21 protein-coding genes are annotated in these 26,171 nt (G+C 40.4%); 3 read left to right on the top strand and 18 right to left on the bottom strand.

Annotated elements, in window-relative coordinates:
* Window positions 1–113: 113 nt before the first annotated feature.
* A complete protein-coding gene (locus HW271_RS02300; protein ID WP_259274722.1) occupies window positions 114–1,382 on the bottom strand; it encodes a DUF6056 family protein in 1,269 nt (422 codons plus the stop codon).
* Between the two features lie 58 nt (window positions 1,383–1,440).
* A complete protein-coding gene (locus tag HW271_RS02295) occupies window positions 1,441–2,376 on the bottom strand; it encodes a glycosyltransferase family 2 protein (RefSeq protein WP_178894695.1) in 936 nt (311 codons plus the stop codon).
* A 483-nt stretch (window positions 2,377–2,859) separates the two neighbouring features.
* Between HW271_RS02295 and HW271_RS02290 the strand changes: the two genes are divergently transcribed.
* Window positions 2,860–4,050, top strand: a complete 1,191-nt coding sequence (locus tag HW271_RS02290) for a cation diffusion facilitator family transporter (RefSeq protein WP_178894694.1) — start codon at window positions 2,860–2,862, stop codon at window positions 4,048–4,050.
* Between the two features lie 40 nt (window positions 4,051–4,090).
* Here the strand turns inward: HW271_RS02290 and scrK are convergent, their stop codons facing one another.
* Both scrK and HW271_RS02280 read right to left on the bottom strand, forming a co-directional pair.
* The gene (gene scrK, locus HW271_RS02285) at window positions 4,091–4,978 is read right to left on the bottom strand and encodes a fructokinase ScrK (RefSeq protein ID WP_178894693.1); all 888 of its coding nucleotides are present in this window, start codon (window positions 4,976–4,978) and stop codon (window positions 4,091–4,093) included.
* 308 nt (window positions 4,979–5,286) lie between these two features.
* The gene (locus HW271_RS02280) at window positions 5,287–7,182 is read right to left on the bottom strand and encodes a sucrose-specific PTS transporter subunit IIBC (RefSeq protein ID WP_178894692.1); all 1,896 of its coding nucleotides are present in this window, start codon (window positions 7,180–7,182) and stop codon (window positions 5,287–5,289) included.
* 364 nt (window positions 7,183–7,546) lie between these two features.
* Here HW271_RS02280 and HW271_RS02275 point away from each other — a divergent pair, with 364 nt between their 5' ends.
* Together HW271_RS02275 and HW271_RS02270 are read left to right on the top strand one after the other, a co-directional pair.
* Complete coding sequence (locus HW271_RS02275; RefSeq protein WP_178894691.1) at window positions 7,547–9,001, top strand: sucrose-6-phosphate hydrolase; 1,455 nt, start codon at window positions 7,547–7,549, stop codon at window positions 8,999–9,001.
* Window positions 8,982–9,947 carry a LacI family DNA-binding transcriptional regulator gene (locus HW271_RS02270; RefSeq protein ID WP_178894690.1) on the top strand — a complete coding sequence of 322 codons (966 nt, stop codon included), beginning with the start codon at window positions 8,982–8,984 and terminating at the stop codon, window positions 9,945–9,947. Before HW271_RS02275 ends, HW271_RS02270 begins: the two co-directional genes overlap by 20 nt.
* Window positions 9,948–10,097: 150 nt before the next feature.
* On the opposite strand, the gene HW271_RS02265 is transcribed toward HW271_RS02270, so the two are convergent.
* From HW271_RS02265 to HW271_RS02200, 14 genes are all read right to left on the bottom strand, one after another.
* The gene (locus HW271_RS02265) at window positions 10,098–11,372 is read right to left on the bottom strand and encodes a hydroxymethylglutaryl-CoA reductase, degradative (protein ID WP_178894689.1); all 1,275 of its coding nucleotides are present in this window, start codon (window positions 11,370–11,372) and stop codon (window positions 10,098–10,100) included.
* Window positions 11,372–12,544: a hydroxymethylglutaryl-CoA synthase gene (locus HW271_RS02260; protein WP_178894688.1), complete on the bottom strand. Its 1,173-nt coding sequence runs from the start codon at window positions 12,542–12,544 to the stop codon at window positions 11,372–11,374. Before HW271_RS02260 ends, HW271_RS02265 begins: the two co-directional genes overlap by 1 nt.
* Window positions 12,545–12,706: 162 nt before the next feature.
* On the bottom strand, window positions 12,707–13,156 hold the full coding sequence (locus HW271_RS02255) for a threonine/serine exporter family protein (RefSeq protein WP_178894687.1): 450 nt from the start codon (window positions 13,154–13,156) through the stop codon (window positions 12,707–12,709).
* Window position 13,157: 1 nt separating this feature from the next.
* The gene (locus HW271_RS02250; protein ID WP_178894686.1) at window positions 13,158–13,916 is read right to left on the bottom strand and encodes a threonine/serine exporter family protein; all 759 of its coding nucleotides are present in this window, start codon (window positions 13,914–13,916) and stop codon (window positions 13,158–13,160) included.
* 100 nt (window positions 13,917–14,016) lie between these two features.
* Window positions 14,017–15,867, bottom strand: a complete 1,851-nt coding sequence (gene pknB / locus HW271_RS02245; protein ID WP_178894685.1) for a Stk1 family PASTA domain-containing Ser/Thr kinase — start codon at window positions 15,865–15,867, stop codon at window positions 14,017–14,019.
* A complete protein-coding gene (locus HW271_RS02240; RefSeq protein ID WP_178894684.1) occupies window positions 15,864–16,601 on the bottom strand; it encodes a Stp1/IreP family PP2C-type Ser/Thr phosphatase in 738 nt (245 codons plus the stop codon). Before HW271_RS02240 ends, pknB begins: the two co-directional genes overlap by 4 nt.
* A 15-nt stretch (window positions 16,602–16,616) precedes the next feature.
* The gene (rsmB, locus tag HW271_RS02235; protein ID WP_178894683.1) at window positions 16,617–17,930 is read right to left on the bottom strand and encodes a 16S rRNA (cytosine(967)-C(5))-methyltransferase RsmB; all 1,314 of its coding nucleotides are present in this window, start codon (window positions 17,928–17,930) and stop codon (window positions 16,617–16,619) included.
* Window positions 17,923–18,858, bottom strand: a complete 936-nt coding sequence (fmt, locus tag HW271_RS02230) for a methionyl-tRNA formyltransferase (protein WP_178894682.1) — start codon at window positions 18,856–18,858, stop codon at window positions 17,923–17,925. The genes rsmB and fmt overlap by 8 nt, the downstream gene beginning before the upstream one ends.
* 11 nt (window positions 18,859–18,869) lie before the next feature.
* Window positions 18,870–21,266 (bottom strand): primosomal protein N', encoded by a 2,397-nt coding sequence (locus HW271_RS02225; protein WP_178894681.1) that lies wholly within the window; start codon window positions 21,264–21,266, stop codon window positions 18,870–18,872.
* 84 nt (window positions 21,267–21,350) lie between these two features.
* On the bottom strand, window positions 21,351–21,665 hold the full coding sequence (rpoZ, locus tag HW271_RS02220) for a DNA-directed RNA polymerase subunit omega (RefSeq protein ID WP_006149960.1): 315 nt from the start codon (window positions 21,663–21,665) through the stop codon (window positions 21,351–21,353).
* Window positions 21,666–21,689: 24 nt separating this feature from the next.
* The gene (gene gmk / locus HW271_RS02215) at window positions 21,690–22,316 is read right to left on the bottom strand and encodes a guanylate kinase (RefSeq protein ID WP_006149834.1); all 627 of its coding nucleotides are present in this window, start codon (window positions 22,314–22,316) and stop codon (window positions 21,690–21,692) included.
* Between the two features lie 135 nt (window positions 22,317–22,451).
* On the bottom strand, window positions 22,452–24,065 hold the full coding sequence (locus HW271_RS02210; protein WP_004251393.1) for a ribonuclease Y: 1,614 nt from the start codon (window positions 24,063–24,065) through the stop codon (window positions 22,452–22,454).
* A 217-nt stretch (window positions 24,066–24,282) separates the two neighbouring features.
* A complete protein-coding gene (locus HW271_RS02205; protein WP_006149921.1) occupies window positions 24,283–25,380 on the bottom strand; it encodes a nucleotidyltransferase in 1,098 nt (365 codons plus the stop codon).
* Between the two features lie 9 nt (window positions 25,381–25,389).
* On the bottom strand, window positions 25,390–26,130 hold the full coding sequence (locus HW271_RS02200) for a class I SAM-dependent methyltransferase (RefSeq protein ID WP_178894680.1): 741 nt from the start codon (window positions 26,128–26,130) through the stop codon (window positions 25,390–25,392).
* Between the last annotated feature and the right edge of the window lie 41 nt (window positions 26,131–26,171).

Raw genomic sequence — 26,171 nt, 5'->3', positions numbered from 1 at the left:
ATCGCGGATACCCGCCAGCTACTCCCTTGAGTAGCAATATTATATCAAATTTTTTTCTTTTATTCAATAAATAAAAGAAAATCTAAACAATTCAATGGAATTCTAGGTAACTATTATTCTCCTTCTACACTTTTAACACCGAAAAAGACTGCCATCCATTGATTAAACCAAGCATCACTGTTTGGATGTAAATTGTTCGTCCCAAGATAGGCATTATATAAATATCTAGGTTGCTTAAAAAATTTTAATACAACTTTGTCTTGACCCATTTTTTGAGCATTTCTTAACTCTGTATACTGCTGTTGAACTTGAATATACGTTTCATAATTATCTCGAACAACATTATTATAGGAAATACCAAATTTAATGGCTACTACTATTACATAAACAACTAGAAGTTTTTCTAATGATTTTATATTGTCAAGTGTTAATTTTATTAGCTGAATAACTGCTAAACAAATAAGAATACTTGCTCCAAAGAAAACTCTATCTGGTTTCTCATTACTAGCAATGAGACTATATATACAAGCAAAATGGGCTAGCATTACAAAACATACTTCGATAAATTGTTCTTTTTTTATCAGTTTGCTGACCAATAAATAACCGACTAATATTGCATTCATTAAATATAAGACTTCGTATTTTCCAAAAGATAATTTGACTAATTCAAATATCTTTCCTTTAAGATTATCAAAAATTGCAATCTCACCTGCTCTATGACGAGATCCAGGCGAAGAAATCATTAAAAAGGAACCTACTGTAGCACTAACAATTTCAATGATTTCCCACTTTGGGAAATTATCTTTCAATATATGAAATGTAAAATATAGTATACCCCAGAGAATAAATGCTGGAGAAGTATTTTCATTCCCTGCCCCCATGAAAAAGGCTAGCAATACTGTAAAAGGTAAAACTTTTATATGAAGATCTTTCTTTGTAAATAGATAGAACCAAAATAAATCTATGAGTGCTGTCCATAGATAATTTCCTGAACCTGATATCCACAAAATCGTTTTTCCAATTTCTGGTAAAAACCACCAAAGCATAAAAAACAATAAAATCAGGAAAAAGACACAACTATTTTTAGAATTTACCTTAATTAAATTAGAACTTAACTGCTCTATTAATACTACAAGTAATACTAAAACAATAGAATTAAAAATATTAAAATATACTTTATCAAATTGCATAAAAATTTGAACAATACTATGCCCTGTAAAGCGACCGTTCCATATTGCCCAATGATTTACCTGAGATGTAACTAAATCAAAAATATTTTTGATTTTTTCCTCATTTCCAGTCGGTAGAGAATCTTTATAAATGTATCTATAAACAAAATCATCTGAAGTGTATAATGTGAAATGATTTAGAATGTAAATCAAAATAAAAATTAAGCTACACACCAATAGATAACTAACTAACTAACTAACTAAAGACTTTCTACAAACTTTCATGAGTTTTCTCCTTTACCAAATAAATGGGTCTTTTTTTGGTCTCTAGAAATATTTTTCCAATATATTTACCCACAATACCTATAGAAAGCAATTGAAGTCCTCCTAAGAAAAGGATAATTGTCATAATTGAGGTCCAGCCTGAAGTAGGATTTCCCATTATCAAAGTTCTAACTACAATTAAAAACATTAAGATAAAGGATACTAAACACACGAATCCACCCATGAAAAAGGATATATTGAGTGGAGCATCTGAAAAGTTAATTATCCCTTCCAGTGAGTATTTAAACAGAGACCAGAAACTCCACGAAGTATTTCCTGCCACCCGTTCAACATTGTTATATTCTATATATTTTGTTCTAAAACCAACCCAAGCAAAGATACCTTTAGAGAAACGATTATATTCAGATAGCTCCAATATAGCCTCTACCATTTGACGACGCATCAAGCGAAAATCACGAGCACCATCAACAATATTCAACTGACTGATTTTATTAATGATTCGATAAAATAATTTTGCAAAAATCGAACGGATAAATGGTTCTCCCTTACGATTAACACGATAGCTACCTACACAGTCAATATCTTCATCTTCATCTAGTATAGATTTCATTTGAACTAATAACTCTGGTGGATCCTGAAGATCCGCGTCCATTACTGCAACATAATCTCCCTTTGCTTGCTTCAATCCAGCATATAGAGCTGCCTCTTTACCAAAATTGCGTGAAAAAGATACATAATTGACTCGGTCACATACACCACTTAGTTCTTTTAAAACTGATAGCGTTCCATCTTTTGAACCGTCATCAACAAAAATATATTCTATATCTTCATGGATTTGCAAAGCAATTTTTTCAACTTCTTTGAAAAAAATCGGGACAGATTCTTCTTCATTGAAGCAAGGAATTACTATAGAAATTGTCATTATTCTAAAACCTTTCTATTATTCAATCTTTCTTTTCTTTGATGTAAATTAAGGGCAGTAACTAAGTAATAATCATCATATACGCATAATAATATCTAAAATAATTACAACCGGTGAGCAGATTCCTGTTAAAAAAAAATTATAGAGATTTATCGTTTATCTCATTTTAATATATCAAACTTCTTTATTAATAGCAATAAGAGTGTGAAAAATTCTACCTATTACAACTACACTGTATAGTTACCTATCTCAGCAACAAGATTAAGTGCTAGAATGATAATTAATATTTCACCTAATTTCCAATGTTATCTGCTAATATTTTATATAAAAAATACAAATATTCGAATATCATTTTAGCATGTTTTCTTTTTTTAAAAAAGTATTTCATGTTCTATTCTATCAATTTCCTTACTTCCTCCATTTGAAATTTCCTTGGAAAACCAGTATAATGAAAGAATACTAAAATGCTAGAAGGGGAGTTAGATGAATCAATCGGTTTCAAACTTAAAATTGGCTGAGCGTGGTGCCATTATCAGCATTTTGACTTATCTTTTCTTGTCTGCAGCTAAGCTAGCGACCGGACACCTCCTCCATTCATCCAGTTTGGTGGCTGATGGTTTTAATAACGTTTCAGATATCGTTGGAAATGTAGCCCTTCTCATCGGGATTCGTTTGGCTCGCCAACCCGCAGATAGAGATCATCGCTTCGGTCACTGGAAAATCGAGGACTTGGCAAGTCTCATCACTTCCATCATCATGTTTTACGTTGGCTTTGATGTTCTACGTGACACCATCCAAAAAATACTCAGCCGAGAACAAACGGTCATTGACCCACTTGGTGCGACTCTGGGAGTCATCTCTGCCATCATCATGTTCGCCGTTTATCTCTACAATACCCATCTGAGCAAGCAGTCTAAATCTAAGGCGCTTAAAGCGGCTGCTAAGGACAATCTATCAGATGCTGTAACTTCTCTTGGAACTTCTATCGCTATCCTGGCTAGTAGCTTCAACTATCCTATAGTTGATAAGTTGGTCGCTATTATCATTACCTTCTTTATCCTCAAGACTGCCTATGACATTTTTATTGAGTCATCCTTCAGTCTTTCGGACGGCTTTGATGAGCACTTGCTAGAAGATTACCAAAAAGCAATCATGGAAATTCCTAAGATTAGCAAGGTCAAGTCCCAACGCGGTCGTACTTACGGAAGCAATATTTATCTGGACATTACACTTGAGATGAACCCAGACCTCTCTGTTTTCGAGAGCCACGAAATTGCGGATCAGGTCGAATCTATGTTATCAGAACGATTTGGTGTCTTTGATACTGACATTCATATTGAACCAGCACCAATCCCTGAGGATGAAATCCTAGATAATGTCTATAAAAAATTGCTCATGAGAGAGCAACTGATTGACCAAGGAAATCAACTGGAAGAGTTACTTGCAGAAGACTTCATTTATATCCGCCAAGACGGACAAGAATTAGACAAAGGAGCCTATAAGGCTGAAAAAGAATTGACCTCTGCTATTAAGGAGCTTCCTTTAACTTCTATCAGTCAAAAGACTAAACTCATCCGCTATCAAGTCGGTGATACCATTCATACCAGTATCTGGCGCCGTCACGAAACTTGGCAAAATATTTTCCATCAGGAAACCAAAATAGAAAAAGATTAAAGAAAGAGGCCGGGATGTATCCCGACCTCCTTTTTTATTCTTATTTAGCAACGCTCTTAGCAAGAACAAAGTTTCCGAGTGTCGCTGAACCATTACCAGCAACAGCTGGTGTTACGATATAGTCACGCACATCTGGAACTGGTAGGTAACCATTGAGAAGGGCTGTGAATTTCTCACGTACACGGTCAAGCATGTGTTGTTGAGCCATAACCCCACCACCAAAGACGATGACATCTGGACGGAAAGTTACAGTTGCGTTCACTGCAGCTTGAGCAATGTAGTAGGCTTGAACATCCCAGACAGAGTTGTTGAGTTCAATGTTTTCCCCACGAACACCTGTACGAGCTTCCAAACTTGGACCAGCTGCATAACCTTCCAAACATCCATTATGGAAAGGACAAACACCTTTAAATTCTTTTTCAATATCCATTGGGTGTCTAGCCACATAATAATGACCCATCTCAGGGTGACCAACACCACCGATAAACTCACCACGTTGGATAACACCTGCTCCGATACCTGTACCGATTGTGTAGTACACTAAGTTTTCGATACGACCGCCGGCATTGTTACGAGCTACCACTTCACCGTAGGCAGAACTGTTTACGTCTGTTGTGAAATACATAGGCACGTTTAGAGCGCGACGGAGGGCACCAAGCAAGTCGACATTTGCCCAGTTAGGTTTTGGAGTTGTTGTGATAAATCCGTAAGTTTTTGAGTTTTTATCGATATCAATAGGACCAAATGAACCAATGGCAAGGCCTGCAAGGTTCTCAAATTTTGAAAAGAACTCGATAGTTTTATCGATTGTCTCGATAGGAGTTGTTGTTGGAAATTGTACTTTTTCTACAACGTTAAAGTTTTCATCACCGACAGCACAGACAAATTTTGTACCGCCCGCTTCCAAGCTTCCGTATAGTTTTGTCATGATAAACCTCTAGTTTTTATTTTCTCTATTATAGCATATTTCCAGAAGGAAAGTTGCTCTATATTTTAGATTTTCCTCTGTAAATTTTACCATTCAAGCAAAAACGAACAAACATGACATTTGTTCGTTTTTTTGATTTATTAAATCGACAGTAGTATACTCAATGAAAATCAAAGAACAAACTAGGAATCGAGCTGCAGGTTGCTCAAAGTACAGCTTTGAGGTTGTAGATAGAACTGACGAAGTCAGTAACACATACATACGGCAAAGCAAGTATGACGCAGTTTGAATTTGATTTTTGAAGAGTATTAAGCTTTAACTTCGATGACTGCATCACCCTTAGCAACTGATCCAGAAGCAACTGGATTTACTGAAGCAAAGTCCGCAGTGTTTGTTACGATAACCATAGTAGTGTTATCAAGTCCTGCAGCAGCAATCTTAGCTGAGTCAAATGTTCCAAGAACATCTCCAGCTTTAACCTTGTCACCTTGAGCAACTTTATGGTTGAATCCTTCACCGTTCATTGAAACAGTGTCGATACCAACGTGGATCAAGATTTCAGCTCCATTAGCTGTTCTTAGGCCATAAGCATGTCCTGTTGGGAAGGCAATTGTCACTTCAGCATCAGCTGGTGCATAAACAACATCTTCACTAGGTTTTACGGCGATACCTTGTCCCATAGCTCCACTTGAGAAGACTGGGTCATTCACATTTGAAAGAGCAACGACGTCACCAACGATTGGTGTTTGAATAACACCTTCGCTTGGTGAAACCACAGTACCAATTACTGCTTCTTCAGTCAAACGATCTGTTTCAGCTTCAGTAATAGCACCTGCAGCTTCTTCTACTTCATCTTCGTAACCAAACATGTAAGTAAGAGCAAAACCAAGTGCAAATGATACAGCTACCATAAGAAGGTATTGTGCAAGTTGTCCGTTACCAATGTAAAGCATTGTACCAGGGATGATTGTGATACCATTACCAGTACCGGCAAGACCAAGGATAGATGCCAATCCACCACCGATTGCACCAGCAATCAATGAAAGGAAGAATGGTTTACGGAAACGCAAGTTAACCCCGAAGATAGCAGGCTCAGTAATACCTAGGAAGGCAGAAAGAGCAGCTGGGAAAGCAAGTGTTTTAAGTTTAGGATTTTTAGTTTTCACACCAACGGCTACTGTCGCAGCACCTTGAGCAGTCATGGCAGCTGTGATGATAGCGTTGAATGGGTTAGCATGGTCAGCAGCAAGCAATTGAACTTCAAGCAAGTTGAAGATGTGGTGAACACCTGATACGACGATTAATTGGTGAACTCCACCAATCAAGAAACCACCAAGTCCGAATGGCAAGTTAAGAATAGCTTTAGTTCCAATGAGGATGTAGTTTTCAACAACGTGGAAGACTGGTCCGATAATAAACAAACCAAGAATTGACATAACCAAAAGTGTTACGAATGGTGTCACCAATAGGTCAAGAACGTCTGGAACAACTTTACGAACAGCTTTTTCAAATTTAGCTCCGACAACCCCGATGATGAAGGCTGGAAGAACTGAACCTTGCAAACCTACAACTGGGATAAATCCGAAGAACTGCATTGCAGTTACTTCACCACCAGAAGCAACAGCCCAGGCATTTGGAAGTGAGCCAGATACGAGCATCATACCAAGGACGATACCAACGGCTGGGTTACCACCGAATACACGGAAGGTTGACCAAACAACCAATCCTGGCAAGATGATAAAGGCTGTGTCAGTTAAGATTTGAGTGTAAGTTGTCACATCTTGTGGAAGTGTCATTCCGAGAGCAGTCAAGAGACCACGAACACCCATGAAGAGACCAGTTGCTACGATAACTGGAATGATTGGAACGAAGACGTCACCGAATGTACGGATAGCACGTTGGAACCAATTTCCTTGTTTTGCAGCTTCTGCTTTCATTTCAGATTTTGTAGAAGTTGGCAAACCAAGAGCTACGACTTCATCGTACATCTTGTTTACTGTACCAGTACCAAAGATGATTTGGTATTGACCTGAGTTAAAGAAAGCACCTTGAACTTTTTCCAAGTTCTCGATAGCATCTTTGTTAATTTTCGCTTCATCTTTAACCATAACGCGAAGACGAGTCGCACAGTGAGCTACACTATTAACGTTCTCACGTCCACCTAAGGCTTCGATGACTTTTTTTGCAATTTCTGTATTCGTCATTTGCAAAAATCTCCTTATAAAAAATTTTGTAAAATGTTTGAAAGCGATTTATTCGCCCTACGAGTATTATTCTATCACGTTTTAAAAATATGTCAAGCGTTTTGCAGAAAAAATTATTTGTTTTTTTGTTTTTTGACTGTTTTTGATATTTTTGAATAGTATTTCTTCGATAAATACCTATTATTAAAAGGTTTTTGCTAAAAAGTTTTCAAAAACTTTCATATTTTCATCAATTTTCATAAAATTTAACTTCTATTTCCTGTCAATCGTTTGACATTTTTTTCTTAATTTTATGATAAAAGACTTGCTTTTTTATAAGGAAACGTTTACTATAAAGATAGTAGAATTTATGGAGGGAATATAAATGGAATGGACTACCGAGCGTCGTTATAGACGCTATGAAGATTGGACACAAGAAGAAATAAAACAAATCCAAGAAAAGATGGCGCAGTCACCATGGCATACAAGCTATCACATCGAACCCAAGCAAGGTCTTCTCAACGACCCGAACGGTTTTTCTTACTTTGATGGCAAGTGGGTTGTCTTTTACCAAAACTTCCCCTTTGGTGCAGCTCATGGTTTAAAATCTTGGGTTCAGCTTGAAAGTGACGATTTGGTTCACTTTACTGAAACTGGTGTTAAAATCTTACCTGATACTCCACTTGATAGCCACGGCGCTTACTCAGGATCTGCTATGCAGTTTGGCGATCAACTGTTCTTATTTTATACAGGAAATGTTCGTGACGAAAACTGGGTACGTCACCCTTATCAAATCGGTGCCTTAATGGATAAGGATGGAAAAATCGAAAAGATTGATAAAATCTTAATTGATCAACCAGCTGATGCTACTGACCACTTCCGTGATCCACAAATTTTTAACTTTAAAGGACAATACTATGCTATCGTCGGCGGTCAGGACTTGGAGAAAAAAGGATTTGTCCGTCTCTACAAAGCGGTCGATAACGATTATACAAACTGGCAAGAAGTGGGTGATTTGAACTTCAACAATGACCGTACTGCCTATATGATGGAGTGCCCAAACCTAGTCTTTGTTGGGGAACAGCCAGTTCTTCTCTACTGTCCACAAGGTTTGGATAAAAAGGTTCTTGACTATGACAATATCTATCCAAATATGTATAAAATCGGTGCTTCCTTTGACCCAGAAAATGCTCGTATGGTTGATGTTTCTGAACTTCACAATCTTGATTATGGTTTTGAAGCCTATGCTACTCAAGCTTTTAACACTCCTGATGGACGTGCCCTGGCAGTAAGTTGGCTTGGTTTACCAGATGTGTCTTATCCATCTGATCGCTTTGATCACCAAGGAACTTTCTCATTGGTCAAAGAATTAACCATTAAAGAGGGCAAACTCTATCAGTATCCTGTAGCAGCCATCAAGGACCTCCGTGCTTCAAAAGAGGAATTTTCAAATCGTTCTGAAACTAAGAACACCTACGAACTTGAACTAAACTTAGAGGCTAATAGCCAAAGTGAAATCATCCTTCTTGCTGATAACGACGGCAAGGGGCTCTCTATCAATTTCGATCTTGTCAATGGCCAAGTAACCATTGACCGCAGTCAGGCAGGTGAGCAATACGCTCAAGAATTTGGAACTACTCGCTCATGTCCAATTGATAATCAAGCTACTACCGTAAATATCTTCATCGACAATTCAGTCTTTGAAATTTTCATTAATAAAGGAGAAAAAGTATTTTCTGGTCGTGTATTCCCGCATGCAGATCAAAATGGAATTCTCATTAAATCTGGAAACCCAACTGGAACATACTACGAATTAGAATATGGTCGCAAAACTAACTGATGTCGCAAAATTAGCTGGCGTCAGCCCTACTACTGTTTCACGTGTCATCAACAAAAAGGGTTATCTTTCAGAAAAAACCATTCAAAAGGTTAATGATGCTATGCGTGAGCTGGGCTATAAACCCAATAACTTAGCTCGAAGTCTTCAAGGAAAATCAGCCAAGTTAATCGGTTTGATTTTCCCTAAAATCAGCCATGTGTTCTATGCTGAATTGATTGACAAATTGGAACACGAACTATTCAAAAAAGGTTACAAGACAATCATTTGTAATAGTGAACACGATTCGGAAAAAGAACGTGAATACATCGAAATGTTGGAAGCCAATCAGGTGGACGGTATCATTTCGGGAAGTCACAACCTTGGGATTGAGGATTACAATCGCGTAACCGCTCCAATCATTTCATTTGACCGGAACCTATCACCAGATATCCCTGTCGTTTCTTCTGACAACTATGCTGGTGGTGTCCTAGCCGCTCAGACTTTGGCTAAAACTGGAGCTAAATCTGTTATTATGATTACAGGTAATGATAACTCCAACTCACCAACTGGACTTCGTCATGCAGGCTTTGCTTCTATCTTACCCAAGGCTCCTATTATCAATGTTTCCAGTGACTTTTCGCCCCTTCGTAAGGAAATGGAAATTAAAAATATCCTGACCAAACAAAAACCAGATGCGATTTTCGCATCGGATGATTTGACAGCCATCTTGGTGATGAAAATCGCTCAGGAACTTGGTATTTCTGTTCCAGAACAACTTAAGGTTATTGGCTACGATGGAACTTATTTTATCGAGAATTTCTATCCTCACCTCACTACCATTAAACAACCCTTGGAAGAAATTGCTCGCCTGACAGTCGATTTACTACTTCAAAAAATTGAGGGGAAAGAAGTTGCTACGACTGGTTATTTCTTACCAGTTAGTCTCTTACCAGGTAAAAGTATTTAATACTCTTCGAAAATCTCTTCAAACCACGTCAGCTTCCATCTACAACCTCAAAACAGTGTTTTGAGCAACCTGCGGCTAGCTTCCTAGTTTGTGCTTTGATTTTCATTGAGTATAAACAAAAAACTCAGACTTGATTAGCCTGAGTTTTTCTTATGATCTTAAGTTTTTCAAAAGAGTTTGTGCTTTTTCTAAATTAAAAGTTTTTTCAGCAATCAAGCTTTCTACTAACTTGGATACTTCTGCCTCAGTCGCACCTGCTAAAAGCGCTAACGATTTTGCCTGAAGTTTCATGTGTCCATGCTGAATACCTGTACTGACAAGAGCTTTAAGAGCCGCAAAGTTTTGTGCAAGACCAATTGACACGATAATTTGGGCCAATTCCTTAGCTGATGGATGACCTAGCAACTCATGGCTGAGGACTACACGAGGATTAAGACCAATTGATCCACCTTTGGTCGCAACCGGCATCGGCATAGTCATCTCTCCGATTAGCTCTTCTGTTTCCAAATCCATAGTCCAACGACTGAGACCTCGATAAACACCATCATGACTCGCATAGGCATGCGCTCCTGCTTCGATGGCACGCCAATCATTTCCTGTTGCAATCAAGAGAGCATCGATTCCGTTGAAGATACCTTTGTTATGGGTTGCTGCTCGATAAGGATCTGCTTGAGCAAACTGGCTGGCTAAAACCATTTTTTCAGCTAGTTCACGCGCTTCATCCTTCTGGCGACTCAAATAACGAAAGGCAATCCGACAAGTTGCAGTTACTAGAGAATCCGTGGCATAGTTGGATAGAATGCCCATTAAACTTTGCCCTTGACTTAAAGCCTCTAAGCTAGGTTTTAAAGCTTCAAGCATGGTATTGAGCATATTAGCTCCCATGGCTTCCTGAGTATCCACATGAAGATAAACCACTAAAAAGTCAGCCTCACCAGAAATTTTCTCAACTGTTAGCTCTCTGGCTCCACCACCACGTTTGACAATAGATGGATAGGCTTGGTTTGCTTGTTCGAGTAGCTCTGCTTTCTGACTCAAAATAGCCTGACATGCTTTATCCCTATCTGGAACCTGATAAAGAGCTACCTGACCAATCATTTGGCGTTGATGAACCTGAGCAGTAAAACCACCCGCACGTTTGATAATCTTACTAGCAAAACTAGCTGCAGCAACAACAGATGGCTCTTCGGTCACATAAGGAACTGTGTACTCTTGACCGTTTACCAGTACTTCTGGCACTACTGAGTAGGGTAGTGAGAAGGTCCCCACTACATTTTCACTCAGTTGGTTCGCAACTGCTATACTAAGATTTTCATTTTGCTCAAGACTTTCTTGGGCTTCCATAGAAGTAAGCGCCTGAGACTTAACGAACTCAAGGCGCTCTTGAATTGATTTTTTAGCAAATCCATTCCAATTTTTTTTCATTATTTTTCAACCTTGCTGTAGCGACGTTGGTGTTCTACAATCTCAACCAGAGCATAGTCCTGTCCCTCATAGCCAGACATGGTTGCAGAACCTGACTCATCCAAGTTTGCTTCCTCAAAGAAGATTCGTTCATAATCAGCGACACTCACAGACTGGCGTTGGTCTAGCAAATCTAAACGACCTTTCTGCAATTGCTTTTCATAGCCTTCAACCAATTCCACACTGAAGAACTCAGATACAGCACCACTTCCGTAGCTATAGAGAGCAATCTTGTCTCCTGCTTTAAGACTATCAGAATTTTCAAGAAGAGACAAGAGACCTAAGAAGAGTGAACCTGTATAAATGTTCCCAACTTTTTGGCTATAAATAATAGATTCATCAAAGTGCTTTTGAAGCAAGTCCTTCTTCTCTTGAGGCAAGGATTTGTCGAGAATTTTCTTCAAACCCTTGAGAGCTAGCTTCGGATAAGGTAAGTGGAAACATACAGCCTCAAAATCGTTCAAATTACAGTCATAACGCTTTTGATACTCTTCCCAAGTCGTTTTTAAACTATCAAGATATTGTTGCGTTGAGTAAACCCCATTTACAAATGGTGTTGTCGAATAGTTTGGACGCCAAAAATCCATGATATCACGAGTTTGTGCAACATTATCATTGTTGAAAATCATCACACGTGGATTTTGGCTAATTAACATAGCAACACATCCTGCACCTTGAGTTGGTTCTCCAGGAGTTTCGACACCATATCTTGCAATATCACTAGCAAGCACCAGAACCTTTGATTTAGGAGAATTTTCTACATGTAACTTAGCATAGTGAAGAGCCGCAGTTGCACCATAGCAAGCTTCCTTGATTTCAAAACTACGAGCAAAAGGTTGAATTCCAAGCAAACCGTGTACAAAGACAGCTGCAGCTTTACTCTGGTCAATCCCAGACTCTGTCGCTACGATAACCATATCAATCTCTTGCTTCTCTTCTTCAGTCAGGATAGAATTCCCTGCACTAGCAGCCAAGGTAACAATATCCTCTGTTAAAGGAGCGATACTCAATTCTTTTAAAAGGAGTCCTTTACTCAATTTTTCAGGATCAATTCCTCGGGTTTCTGCTAAATCTTGTAATTTCAAAACGTATTGACTGGTCGCAAAACCAATCTTATCAATACCGATTGTCATATTTACCTCTATTTTTATCATTCATTGTAAAAATTCGTCCACCTCTATTTTATCATAATTGAGGTCAAATGAGCGAAAAAAGACTTGATTCCCCAAATCAAGTTCATTTCCATCTTCCTATCCATGTTCTTTCAGCCACTCTACCAACGAAAAAATCGAGTCTTAGCTAGCTCGATTCTTTTTGAGATAGTAATACAACTTGAGTATGACTGTCCCACTTGCCATTCCTATTGAAATAACAAGGGCCAACATCATGACTAACATGGCACTAGAAATGGCATGGCCGTAGTCACCTGTAACGAAGAAGGAAGTGGTTCGATAGGACAGATAACCTGGCACTAGTGGTGCCAGAATAGCTAGGGCAAAAACCACTGCTGGAGTTTTGTAGAGAATACTCATAATCTGGCTAACACAAGAACCAATCACCGCAGCAATAAAGGTTGCCAAAATGACATTAGTTGGCTCCTTGAGTATTAGATAGAGGAGCCAGATTGACATTCCCAAAACTCCACCAGGGATAAGCATGGAACGCTGGACATTTAAAACGATTAAAAAAGTGATAATTGCTAGCAGACTAGCTAGAGCCTGCAATAAAAATGTTGTTAGAGTCATATTAGTTCATGAGTACGAGGGCGACAGAGGTGCCTGCCCCTAAGGCAAGGGTAACCAGCAAAGATTCAAACATCTTGCTCATACCAGAGTTAATGTGATTGGTCATAATATCTCTAACGGCATTAGTCAGGGCAATTCCAGGTACAAAGGGCATAACCGCACCTGCAATGACCAAATCAGCTGTAGAAGGCAATCCAGAATAGCGCGCCCAAAATTGCGCAATCAAGCCAAAAACAAGAGCACCTGCAAAAGCTGTCATAAAGGGAATACGAATAAATTTTTCTACGTAAAGAGAACAGGTGAAAGCAAATATGGTTGCTACTCCTGCACCAATGGCATCGTAGGCATTCCCACCGAACATGATCGAGAAGAAGGGAGCACTAAGGGTCGCTGCAGCAGTTAGCTGAACATTGGTGTAGGGAGATGCCTTAGCATTTAATTGCTTGAGTTGAATAAAGGCTGTCTCCAAATCAAGCTGCCCTGATACAAGCTGCCGTGAAATCTGATTAACATCACAAACCTTCTCAATATTATAAGCAGAGGAGGTTACTCGTTTCATTCGAGAGATATTTGTATTTTCAATGGAGAAAAAAATAGCTGCAGGCATGGCCAAAACATTACAATCCATGATGCCTTGTGAATGAGCGATTCGAATCATGGTGTCTTCGACACGATAGATTTCTGATCCATTGCGAAGCAGAATTGTTCCTGCTAACATAATGACATCAATGACTGCATTCAGTTTTTTTGATTCGTCCATGTTCCCCTCCTTTTTAAACTCCTTACTATTTTATCATAAATTTGAAGGAAAAAAAATCTTTGTCACAAAAACTGCGACAAAGATTGACTAGTTATCCCCCTCAATGCAAATCTGACGTTGTAGTGTTTTGATTAGCCTGTGGTTCTCTAATCTGTGGAGATGTTTCTGCACGACTAGGATTGCTTACTGTAGGATTTGTTGTTGTTATTTTCGGTTTATAGATAGAAATCTTGATACGAGTAGTATTCAGATCCACACCTTCACCTGGTTTTGGACTTTGACTGACTACAGTTTCCTCAGCAGTTCCCTCTGGTGCTGTAGAGACCTCTACCACTTCAATATTAGCCTCTTTTACACCTACTATCTGAATTAAGTTATTCTTGGTAAATTCAAGACTTGATCCAATGTAACTTGGCATAGGAACGCTAGTTACCTTCTTGGCTACTGTCAAGGTAATCTCTGTCGCCTTACTAAGATCATAAGTGGTTCCTTCTGGCAGACTCTGTCTCATAACAAGGCCCGCCTCTGTTTCACTTGATTCCTCTTCTACAATCTTGATGAGATTTTCAGGAACTTTTTTACCTTTCAATTCTGCAATGACGTCCGTAGATTTACGTCCAATATAATTTCCAATCTTAAACGATTGCTGACCTGAAGAGATAATAAGATTAACTTTTGTTCCTTCTTTTCGTGCCGAGCCAGCATCTGGATCTGTTCGGATAACTCGACCTTCTTCGACAGTATCACTAGCTTCAGTCTTTTCCTCGCCAATTTCAAAATTAGCTTTTTTAAGATTTTCCTTGGCTTCTGCTACAGTTTGTCCTGCAACTTTTGGAATTTCCACAGTTGCTGGTGTTTTCGATACAATCCAAAATAGAGAAGCCATAACAAGTATAAAACTAGCTAAAAGCACAAAATATCTTGCTTTGAAACGACGTTTCTTGACTGGTTTTGCAACGGTTTCTTTATTAGTTGCCTTTTGGGTCGGCTTTTGGCTCTGATGACTCTCTTCCTTCGGTTGCACTTTAGGAATCCCTGTTAAAGTAGACTGTGAGATTTTCGGTAAAGTTTTTGTATCAACTTTACTTGTGTCTTCAAATACTAGCTTTGGTTCATTGCGACGGTTATAAGAAAGACTGCTCAATAAATCAACATACATCTCTGAGACAGTTTGGTAACGGTCTGTTAACTTTTTAGCTGTCGCTTTTATAACCACGTTTTCCAAGGATTGTGGCACTGATGGGTTTTCTGCAATGACAGAAGGAAGTGGTTTTTGGAAATGCTGAAGTGCAATGGTAACAGCACTATCGCCATCATAAGGAATATGACCTGTCAACATTTCAAAGAAAATAATCCCCATGGCATAAATATCACTCTGTATGGTCGCCTTTGAACCACGCGCCTGTTCAGGTGATAGATAGTGAACAGAACCTAACATAGAGTTGGTCTGTGTCAAACTTGTTTCTGCAAAGGCCACCGCAATCCCAAAGTCTGTAACTTTTGCAGTGCCATCAGGAGTCAAGAGAATATTTTGAGGTTTCAAATCACGGTGAACAATTCCCTTTGCATGTGCCAAACGCATAGCTAAGAGAATCTGCCCCATGATACGAACAGCTTCCTCGTTAGAGAGAGGATAGTGTTCTTTGATATAGCGTTTGAGGTCAAGACCCGCTACATATTCCATAGCTAGGTACTGCTGACCGTCTTCTTCACCGATATCCGTAATTCGAACGATATGAGGATGATCTAAGTCTGCCATCGCACGCGCTTCACGCTGAAAACGTGCAACAGCGATAGGATCTGTCTGATAGTTGGTTCTCAGAACCTTTACAGCAACTTCTTCCCCATCCAGAATCAAATCTTTGGCCAGGTAGACATCTGCCATCCCTCCGCGGCCAATTTGTTTGATAATCCGATATCGTCCGGCAAATATCTTGCCGATCTGGATCATTCTGATTCCTCCTCAATCGCAATCAAGGCAACAGTAATGTTATCAAGCCCTCCGGCATTGTTTGCAAAACGTACTAAGGTTGCCGCCTTGTCTTCAAGTGAAATATCACTTGTCACGATGTCATAGATTTCACTTCCTGAAATCATATTCGTGAGACCATCACTGTTCATAACGATATAGTCCCCTGGTTCCAAGCTTACAATTCCTAAATCAGGTTGAATTTCATCTTTTTGTCCGATAGACTGGGTGATGATATTCTTTTGTGGATGTGCTTCAGCTTCTTCAGGTGTTAATTGACCTGCCTTGAGCAATTCATTCACCAAAGAATGGTCACTCGTTAATTGATGGTATTCTTCACCACGAACCAATCCGATACGGGAATCGCCAATATGAGCATAGATAGCTTGATTATCAATGATTGCAAGGGCTTCTAGAGTAGTACCCATCCCCTTATATGCTTCATCTCGACCTAATTGGTAAATCTTTTGATTTTCAATCTCTAGATGTTCAGCAAACCATTCACGAACTTCATTCACGGTATCGATGTGAGTATCAACCCAGGCTACACCCAAATCTGTTACTGCCATCTCACTAGCAATATTACCAGCTCGGTGTCCTCCCATCCCGTCAGCCAAGATAATCATTGTGTGACCGGCACGGTTGACAAAGTGATTAACATAGTCTTGATTATTTGTACGTTTCTGACCAACATCTGTTAATAATGAAATCTCCATTGTGTCAGTTCCTTCCTAATCGGATATCTTGCGAAATTGGCTGATAAAGAATCCATCACTCCCATACAACTCTGGAGTAATGAGGATGCAGCCATCTTTCAGGATATCCTTGCATTCGTGTTCTAGTTTAACCTGCTCGAACTCTGGATGACTTTCTAAAAACGCTTGAACAACTTGAAAGTTCTCTTCAGAGACAATAGTGCAGGTACTATAAGTTATTATACCACCTTTACGTAGCGTTTGACAAACACTACCTAATATTTCCAACTGAATTTCCTGTAATGACGTGAAATCAGCAGTGTCTTTGTTGTATTTGATATCTGGTTTTCGACGTAAAAGTCCTATCCCTGAGCACGGGGCATCGACTAAAATCTTATCAAATTGATCCTTGCCAAAAAACTCATGCACTTTTCGAGCGTCCAGTTTTTGCGTTTGAACACGGTCCTCTACACCTAAACGCTCCGCATTTTCTTGAATCAAAGTGAGTTTATGGTCGTAGAGATCCAGAGCCGTTACCTGACCTGTCATTAGATAAGACGCCATATGGGCTGTCTTTCCGCCAGGAGCTGCACAAGCATCTAAAACCTGCTCATCTCCTTGTAAATCTAGTGTTGGCGCAACCAACTGACTAGACTCATCCTGAATAGTAATAGCCCCTTCAGTAAACAAATCATGACTAGCAAAATGCCCTTGCTCCTTGACCAAACCAGCAGCTGACAGAATCGAATCACTGGCATCAAGTAAAGTTTTAATTTCCTCTTTGCGACTCAAATCTGTCACACGGATACTGGCTTTGTTACGTTGTAAAAGACTTTCAAAAATCGCTTGCGCTCGCTCTTCGCCATACTCTTCCTTGAGCTTAGAAATCAACCAAACTGGCAAAGAGTAGGCGATAGAATCACGCTTGTTCTTACGCTTGATACTGTCAATATCAGGCAAACCCTCACGCAAAATACGGCGCAAAACAGCATTGACTAGTTTTTCGCTACCCTTTTTACGAAGTTTTGCAATTTCTACCGCTTCATTGACCACTGCATGATCAGGAAGCTTATCCAAGTATTGGAGTTGATAGACGCTCATGAGAAGCAAAACATAGAGCCAGCTGTCTAGCTTGTCTCTATCCTCAATAAAGTGAGACAAATACCATTCTAAAGTTAGTTTACGAGCTACGGTTCCATAAACAAGTTCTGTCACCAACCCCTTATCTGCTACTGACAGTTGACTTCCCTTAAGGTGTTTATTTAAGGCGATATTGGAGTATGCTTGATTGACAAGAACGTCCTCAAGTACATTCAAGGCTACACTTCTAGCCGTTTCTACTTTAGTCACCAAATCGTTCTCCTACTGCTAAAGTTCGTCCCACACCGTTAAGGAAGGAAGCAATGTCCATCTTAGGTTTTCCTGCTGGTTGAACCTGTTTGAGAGATAGAGCTCCTTCTGCTGTTGCAACGATCAACTCCTTCTTACCGATGGAGAGAATTTCACCCGGATTTCCTTGACCTTCTACTGGCAGGGCTTCATAAATCTTAAAACGATCTCCCTTGAGGAAAGTATGAGCAACAGGCCATGGATTCATCCCACGGATTTGGTTAAAGAGTTGACGGTTGGTCTTGTTCCAATCCAACTTTTCTTCCTCAGGTTTGATATTTGGTGAGAATGTAACCTGACTTGGATTTTGTGGTTCTGGCTGAATTTCACCAGCTATATAAGCTGGTAGAGTATCCAAAAGCAAATCACGGCCGACAATGGCCAATTTTTCAAACAATGTTCCAACATTGTCCTCATCGGTAATGGGAATGCTACGACGAGAAATCATGTCTCCTGCATCCATTTCCTTGACCATTTCCATAATGGTTACTCCTGCCTCTTCATCACCCTGAATCAAGGCATAATGAATAGGAGCACCACCACGGTGTTTTGGAAGAAGCGAAGCATGAACGTTGACCGCAAAATCCATGCTATCAAGGAGTTTACTTGGGAGAAATTGTCCAAAAGCTGCAGTCACAATTCCATCAGCACCCAAGTTCATGATAGCTTCCATTTCTGGACTACCTGATAATTTTTCTGGTTGGTAGATAGGAAGCCCTGCTTCTTTAGCTGCTTGTTTTACTGGGGTTTCTTGGATGACTTTTTTACGTCCGACAGCACGATCTGGCTGAGTTACAACAGCTACAATCTCGTAGCGGTCATCTGACAAAAGCCCCTTCAAAACGGTTGCCGAAAACTCGGGCGTTCCCATAAAGATTAGTTTTGTCATCTTCTCTCCTTCTATAAAAATTGTTGCGGTTCGTGGTCAATACTGAGACGAAGTTCGCTATTTTCACGTTCTTGAGTTAGAGCCAAAACCTGATTAAGGGTCGAGGCCAACTCATCTTCTAAACGATATTTAATTAAAATTTGGTAATGATAGAGGTTATGCGTACGAGCGATCGGTTTAGGCGTTGGTCCAAGGATGATACTAGCATCCGACAAACCAGACCGCAAAATGCCCATGACTTGATAAGCACGTCTAAGAACCTCTTCCTCTTTTTTATGAGATAAGGTGATTCCAATAGTGAAATAATAAGGTGGGTAACCCAACTGACGTCTGATGCCCATTTCATAGGCATAAAAACCTTCGTAATCCTGATCCTTGGCAAAACGAATGGCATAATGCTGAGGATTATAGGACTGAATCAAGACCTGACCTGCCTTTTCAGCACGACCGGCGCGACCTGCTACCTGGGTCAAGAGTTGGAAGGTCCTCTCAGAAGAACGGAAATCAGGCAGGTTCAAGGCTGTGTCCGCATTGAGAACACCAACCAAGGTCACATTTGGAAAATCCAAGCCCTTGGCAATCATCTGGGTTCCTAGTAATATGTCCGCTTCACCCTTGCCAAATTGTTCAAGTAGAGCTTGGTGACTGCCCTTTTTGCGAGTTGTATCTACATCCATGCGTAAAATGCAAGCCTCTGGAAAGAGTTCTGCTAGCTCATCGTAGGCCTTTTGAGTTCCCGTTCCATAGTATCGAATACTACGACTCTGACAGTTTGGACAGACATGGGGAATTTCTTTCGAAAAACCACAATAATGACAGTTCATCGTTTTAGTATCCATGTGAAGCGTCAAGGAAATATCGCAGTTAGGACAGGTATCCACAGTACCACATTCCCGACACATGACAAAGCTAGAATAGCCACGGCGATTGAGCATGAGAACCACCTGCTCTTTTTTATCCAATCGATCTCGAATGGCCTCAATCAGAGGTGGTGTGAAGTTCGACGCCTCATTTTGTCCGATATAATCACGGAAATCAATCAGTTGGACTTGAGGAACACTTGCTAAAGGATTGGCACGTTTAGTTAGACGCAGATGCTGATAGACGCCCTTGCCAGCACGCGCACGGCTTTCTAGACTCGGTGTTGCAGAACCCAGGACTAGAGCAGCTTGATTGTACTGAGCCCGTAAAAGAGCCACATCTCTAGCATGATAACGCGGATTACTGTCTTGCTTGTAGCTGGCCTCGTGCTCCTCATCGATAATGATTACCCCTAGATTTTTCAAAGGTGCAAAAATGGCAGACCTAGCACCAACAACTACCTGGGCTTCTCCTCGCTCCACCTTGCGCCATTCGTCGTACTTTTCACCATTGGACAAACCTGAATGGAGAATGGCTACTTTATCACCAAAACGAGCAATGAAACGCTCTGTCATTTGAGGTGTCAAAGAGATTTCTGGGACTAAAACGATAGCTGTTTTCCCCATATCCAAGGCTCCTTGGATAATCTGCAAGTAAACCTCCGTTTTCCCACTTCCTGTGATTCCTTGTAGAAGAAATGGAGGATGTTCTTTCCCAATCGCTCCAACAACTGCCTCACAGGCTTCTTTTTGTTCTGGATTTAACTCTAGGGCTTGATTCGATTCAATTCCTTCAAAGTAGGCAGCTGAACGTTGGACTTCCTTTTGAACAATGGTAACAGCACCACGTCCCACAAAGAAGTTAACTTGTTCCCGTGAGTAATATTCTAACAAATCAGCCAAAGGAACTGTTGCAGGATGTGCTAATAAATATTCTCGCAGTTCCAATTTCTTCTTGGCACGATTTGAGATTTCTAATTTTTCTAATTTGTCAGGATTCACTTCAACCCAAGACTGCGTTTTAACCTTCTTCTGGTCTACAGCCTGATACTCTAGTTTCAAGAGCCCTTTTCGAGTCAACCTCATCATCTCAGCTTGCTTTTCTAGGTCGAGAGATGAAAATGCTAAGGAGTCCTGCGAACCAAACAAACGATGTCTGTCTTCTTGACTCAAGCCTTCCAGAGGATAGAGGATCTTATCATAGCTAGAGTTCAAAAACCCAGGAAGCATAGCTTTAAGAATGGAAATTTTATAAGAGAATACTGACTTACGTAGTTCTTCAGCTAACCAGAGCTGTTCCTCCGTTAAGACAGGAGAAAAGTCCAGCACTTCGGCAATCTCTTTCAAGTCCTCGTCTGCCACTTCCGTATCATTTTCTTGTTCCATTCCAAGTACTATCCCTTGAATCAAGCGATTGGCCTTTCCAAATGGAACGTGGACTCGCATGCCGACTTCCAACATATCTTTAAATTCTTCAGGAATCTTGTAACTATAGGGTTGGTCCGTCTGCATCAAAGGAACATCGACAATAATTTTTGCAATAGCCATATCCTCACCTCCTTCTCTTCTTAAATCGTTTCAATTGATTGAGTATTCTTGCAATAGAAAAAATAAGATTGAGTCCCCCCAACCTTAAATTTTTTCACCTTCTTCTTTTTCTTTCGCGATTTGCTCTTTGATTTTCTTTTCTTCTTCTTCTCTCAATCGTCTTTCTTCTTCGATACGACGACGAACAGCTTCGCGTTTTCCTTCTGGATCTGGGTGGATGGTTACATTCCCTGATTCAATTTCTTCCAAAGCACGAAGTGTAGATTTTTCAGATTTGAATTCTTGTGTTGGAGTTGCTCCAGCTTCTAATTCGTGAGCACGTTTTGCTAACAAGATTACGAGTGAATATTTTGATGGTACCTTGTCAAGTAAGGTATCAATAGAGGGTTTAAGCATCATTTGTTTGTACCTGTTTTCTATAGTTTATCGAATAGTCGGAGACTTTGGTAGCATATCCTGATAGTGACCGATAACACGATCCACACGGAAATGTTCAGCTTCAATCACACGTTTGACACGTTCTGCAGCAAGAGGAACATGGTCATTGACAATAGCATAGTCATACTCACGCATCAAAGCAATTTCTTCTTTGGCTTTTTCAATACGCTGTGCAATCACTTCTGCGCTATCTGTACCACGACCAACGAGACGATCTTGCAATTCTTCCAAATCTGGTGGTGTCAAAAATATAAAGACAGCATCTGGAACTTTTTTCTTGACCTGGAGAGCTCCCTGAACTTCGATTTCAAGGAAAACATCAATGCCCTTATCAAGGGTTTCATTGACATAAGTCAGAGGAGTACCGTAGTAGTTGCCCACATACTCTGCATACTCTAACATCTGTCCTTGACGGATCAATTCTTCAAATTCTGCACGCGTACGGAAGAAATAGTCAACTCCGTCTACTTCACCTGGACGTTGAGCCCGTGTTGTCATAGATACAGAATATTGGAATTGATTTTCAGAACTCTCAAAAATTTCTCGTCTAACCGTTCCTTTTCCGACTCCAGAAGGACCTGAAAAAACGATTAGTAAGCCACGGTCTGCCATGATGTCTCCTTTGGATAGTTTGTGAAATGACTTGAAAATTCATCTGAATTCACTATGTAAAGCCATTTCTGCTTACTACAATCTTTCTATCTAGTGTAACAAAAAAGCAGTAATTTTTCAACTGCTCTTTCTTATTTATTTTGCATAATCAACTGCACGAAGTTCACGAATCACGGTCACCTTGATATTTCCTGGGTAATCGAGATTACTTTCAATTTTCTCACGAACTTTATGAGCCAAGATTGTGACCTTGTCGTCCTTGATTTGACCTGGGTTCACCATGATACGGATTTCACGACCGGCTTGAAGGGCAAAGCTATTTTGAACACCTTCAAAGCTATTAGCGATTTCTTCTAAATCATGGAGACGTTTGATGTAGCTTTCAAGTGATTCGCTACGAGCTCCTGGACGGGCTGCACTTAAGGCGTCCGCTGCAGCAACGAGAACTGCAATCACACTTTCAGGCTCTACATCACCGTGGTGACTAGCAATTGTGTTAATCACGACTGGATGCTCTTTGTACTTGCGAGCCAATTCAGTACCAATCTCAACGTGGCTACCTTCTACTTCACGGTCAATGGCTTTACCGATATCGTGAAGGAATCCTGCACGACGGGCAAGGGCTGCATTTTCACCAAGTTCGCTAGCCATGATACCAGCCAACTTAGCCACTTCGATTGAGTGTCGCAAGACATTTTGTCCGTACGAAGTACGGAACTGTAAGCGACCCATGATCTTCATCAAGTCTGGGTGAAGGTTAGGTGCACCGATTTCATAGGCTGCTGCTTCACCATATTCACGAATACGGTTATCAATTTCTTGACGGTTTTTCTCAACCAACTCTTCGATGCGAGCTGGGTGAATACGTCCATCCTTGAGCAAGGTTTCCATCGTCATACGGGCAATCTCACGGCGGATAGGATCAAAACCTGACAAGGTTACCACTTCTGGCGTATCATCAATGATGACATCAACCCCTGTCAAACTTTCAAAGGTACGGATGTTACGCCCTTCACGACCAATGATACGACCTTTCATGGTATCATCAGGCAGATGAACTGTTGAGTTGGTAGACTCAGCTACATACTCACCAGCAATTCTCTGCATGGCTTGGGACAAAATATCCTTAGCAAGTTTATCAGAACGTTCCTTAACTTCTTGCTCAGCCTCACGAATACGGCTAGCAATTTCCTTGGTCAAGTCTTCCTCTGTTTGAGCTAAGATAATGTCTTTTGCCTCTGACTGAGTCAGACTTCCGACACGCTCAAGTTCAGCTTGCTTTTGCTTTTCAATTTCCTCTAGTTGCTCTTCACGTGCATCAAGGTTTTTTGCTCTATCAGAAATACTTTGTTCTTTTTGTTCAAGTGTTTTTTCTTTGTTCGTCAAATTATCGTCTTTACGGTCAAGGCTCGTAGCTCTCTCCGTCAAACGACTTTCGATTTGCTTGAGTTCTTGACGCTCTGACTTAAATTCAGCGTCCACTTCTTCGCGGTATTTTCTGGCTTCCTCTTTAGCCTCCAATAGTGCTTCTTTTTTAAGGGATTTGCTTTCGCTTTTAGCTTCATTGAGTAATAAATCCGCTTCGCGTTCAGCTTGTCCTCGTAAATTAGTTGCTTCTTGTTCAGCATTTAAAAGCATCAACTCTGCAGCCTCTTGTGATGATTTCATCTTGACTGAGATGCTGACATATCCAATGACTAAACCAATGATGACGGCAAAAACAACTATAACAATTGTCATAATTTCCATGTTTTTACCTCAATTTATTTGTTTATCCGAATGACATGCATTCTTATACATTCTACCACAAAAAACTATTTTTAACAAACCTTAAATGGAAGATATTTTGGTCATTTTTTGAGTTGAAATTGTTATTTTCCCTAGTAAAATAGGCTTCTTTAACGAACCCAATTTTTTATAGAATTTTTTACAAAAAAATAAGTAAAAAGCCTACCTTTCAGTAGACTTAGTTTGTTTCGATTCTGATTGGCACTCTGCCAAAATTTTGTTCTGCGATACTTGGATGTCCTAGTTGGTAAATCTGGTCTGCTTTTTGAGTCATGGCATCCCAGGGCTCTTTGCCGATTCGACTAACTAGATGGACCTGCTCTTTCAGAGACTTGAGATGTTGCCTACCTTTTTCGGTAAATCCAAGGATATGAATGGCTTCTGGCAAGGCACTTTCTCTGGCTTGTACCAAGATATAAGTCAAGAGGCGACGTACACGCGCTTTGGTGTAACGTTTAGTCGCAACTGCCTCGACCAACTCTTCCATAGACTGAGCTGTCTTGATTGCATCCTTGATACGAACAGCCATTTCTTGATTGACCTGATAGATAGTGGTTAAGTCAGGGTTTGACAAGATTTGGTAGCGAAGCAAAGGGTAATAATCTTCCCAGCTTACCTTGCTAGCATTTGCAAAAAGGGCAACAGAAGGCATAAAGCGCTCTAGAAAATTCTGGTCTGATTGGTGCTGACGAAGAGCTGTCGCTGAGGCAAAGTCCACATTCTTGTCCACAGAATGGTAACCTGCTCCCTGACGTTGAATTGGATGAAGCTTGATCTTTCGCCCTGCTACCGCTTTAGCATAGGCAAGTGCAAGGACATGATTGGGCGTATCACCAGAAAAATCAAGACCTGCAAATTCCTTCCACATGGCTTGGGTTTTCTGAGGGTAGGAAAGAGAATCCGGTAAGTTTTCCATGAAGAGTTCCATCTCTTGACCACGTTCTGTATATAGGTTAGCAATTTGCTGGTAATCCAGAACTTCTTCTGTCCCAAAGGCTAGGGTATCAATGCCCAAACGAGCCAAGATATCTACTGAACCTTGACCAAAGAAATCCGCTGCTTGTACACTGACTAAAAAGGGTAATTCTACGACCAAATCCGCACCATTTTCCAGCGCCATTTGAGCCCTTATCCACTTGTCAACGATAGCCGGCTCGCCACGCTGCATGAAATTTCCAGACATGGCAACGATTTTCAGGCCATCTGTCTGTTCCAGCAGGTATTTGTGGCCATTATGAAAAGGATTGAACTCCGCGATAATACCTGTAATGGTCATGATATTCTCCTACTTCTGTGCGACGAAAAACCAACGGGTACTAGTCTCTGTTGGCTCCTTGTCTTCAAAGTCCGCAAAGAGTTTGAAGGATTTGAATCCAGCCTGTTCTAGTAAAATATCATAAGTCAAGACCTCATAAGTGCGCTCCTCATGCACTTCATCATGACGACTAAAGGAACCGTCCGCTTCCTTGATAAAGAAGGTCAACTCATGCACGATAGAGTGAGGAGCATCATCCTCATAGGTATCCCAGAGCATGGCAAAATCTTCTGCATTTTCATGATAAGAATAACCTGGGAAGACCTCATCAGTCTGGTAGGTCGAATGCACATCAAAGATAAAGACTCCGTCCTCATTGAGGGCATTATAGACCTCCTTAAAGACGTCTCCAACCTCCACTTCATCTTGCATGTAGCAGATAGAGTCCGAATAACAAGTCACAAAATCGTATTTCCCCGCCTGGGACAAATCCAGCATATTGCCTTCAATAAAATCAATCTTTTGCTTGGCTGAAGCCGCTCTCTTCTCAGCAATTTTCAGCATATCAGCACTCAGGTCTAATCCTATCACATCAAAACCAGCTTGAGAAAAGCGCACAGACTGAATCCCTGTCCCACAAGCCAATTCCAAGAGTCTCTTTCTCTCCTTAGTCTTAGGCAGATGACGGAGGGAAAAGTCTGTCCATTTGTCATATAAACTATCATCCATAACTGCATCGTAAACAGCCGCAAAAGTTTCATAAGTAGCCATAATTAAGATACAAAGAGCGTTAAAAGCAAGGAGAAAATAGG

Source organism: Streptococcus sp. oral taxon 061 (assembly GCF_013394695.1).
Classification (GTDB): Bacteria; Bacillota; Bacilli; order Lactobacillales; family Streptococcaceae; genus Streptococcus.
The sequence above is the reverse complement of the archived record's forward strand: the minus strand, read 5'-3'. Positions and strand labels throughout refer to the sequence as shown.

Excerpts from the sequence above, each read along its gene's own strand:
- HW271_RS02295 (WP_178894695.1), bottom strand. The coding sequence starts at position 2,376 with ATGACAATTTCTATAGTAATTCCTTGCTTCAATGAAGAAGAATCTGTC.
- pknB (WP_178894685.1), bottom strand. The coding sequence starts at position 15,867 with ATGATCCAGATCGGCAAGATATTTGCCGGACGATATCGGATTATCAAA.
- HW271_RS02200 (WP_178894680.1), bottom strand. The coding sequence starts at position 26,130 with ATGGCTACTTATGAAACTTTTGCGGCTGTTTACGATGCAGTTATGGAT.
- HW271_RS02280 (WP_178894692.1), bottom strand. The coding sequence starts at position 7,182 with ATGACGAATACAGAAATTGCAAAAAAAGTCATCGAAGCCTTAGGTGGA.
- HW271_RS02210 (WP_004251393.1), bottom strand. The coding sequence starts at position 24,065 with ATGGAAATTATGACAATTGTTATAGTTGTTTTTGCCGTCATCATTGGT.
- HW271_RS02240 (WP_178894684.1), bottom strand. The coding sequence starts at position 16,601 with ATGGAGATTTCATTATTAACAGATGTTGGTCAGAAACGTACAAATAAT.
- fmt (WP_178894682.1), bottom strand. The coding sequence starts at position 18,858 with ATGACAAAACTAATCTTTATGGGAACGCCCGAGTTTTCGGCAACCGTT.
- HW271_RS02270 (WP_178894690.1), top strand. The coding sequence starts at position 8,982 with ATGGTCGCAAAACTAACTGATGTCGCAAAATTAGCTGGCGTCAGCCCT.
- HW271_RS02275 (WP_178894691.1), top strand. The coding sequence starts at position 7,547 with ATGGAATGGACTACCGAGCGTCGTTATAGACGCTATGAAGATTGGACA.
- gmk (WP_006149834.1), bottom strand. The coding sequence starts at position 22,316 with ATGGCAGACCGTGGCTTACTAATCGTTTTTTCAGGTCCTTCTGGAGTC.
- HW271_RS02250 (WP_178894686.1), bottom strand. The coding sequence starts at position 13,916 with ATGGACGAATCAAAAAAACTGAATGCAGTCATTGATGTCATTATGTTA.
- scrK (WP_178894693.1), bottom strand. The coding sequence starts at position 4,978 with ATGACAAAACTATACGGAAGCTTGGAAGCGGGCGGTACAAAATTTGTC.
- HW271_RS02205 (WP_006149921.1), bottom strand. The coding sequence starts at position 25,380 with ATGACCATTACAGGTATTATCGCGGAGTTCAATCCTTTTCATAATGGC.
- rpoZ (WP_006149960.1), bottom strand. The coding sequence starts at position 21,665 with ATGATGCTTAAACCCTCTATTGATACCTTACTTGACAAGGTACCATCA.
- HW271_RS02290 (WP_178894694.1), top strand. The coding sequence starts at position 2,860 with ATGAATCAATCGGTTTCAAACTTAAAATTGGCTGAGCGTGGTGCCATT.
- HW271_RS02260 (WP_178894688.1), bottom strand. The coding sequence starts at position 12,544 with ATGACAATCGGTATTGATAAGATTGGTTTTGCGACCAGTCAATACGTT.
- HW271_RS02265 (WP_178894689.1), bottom strand. The coding sequence starts at position 11,372 with ATGAAAAAAAATTGGAATGGATTTGCTAAAAAATCAATTCAAGAGCGC.
- HW271_RS02225 (WP_178894681.1), bottom strand. The coding sequence starts at position 21,266 with ATGGCTATTGCAAAAATTATTGTCGATGTTCCTTTGATGCAGACGGAC.
- HW271_RS02255 (WP_178894687.1), bottom strand. The coding sequence starts at position 13,156 with ATGACTCTAACAACATTTTTATTGCAGGCTCTAGCTAGTCTGCTAGCA.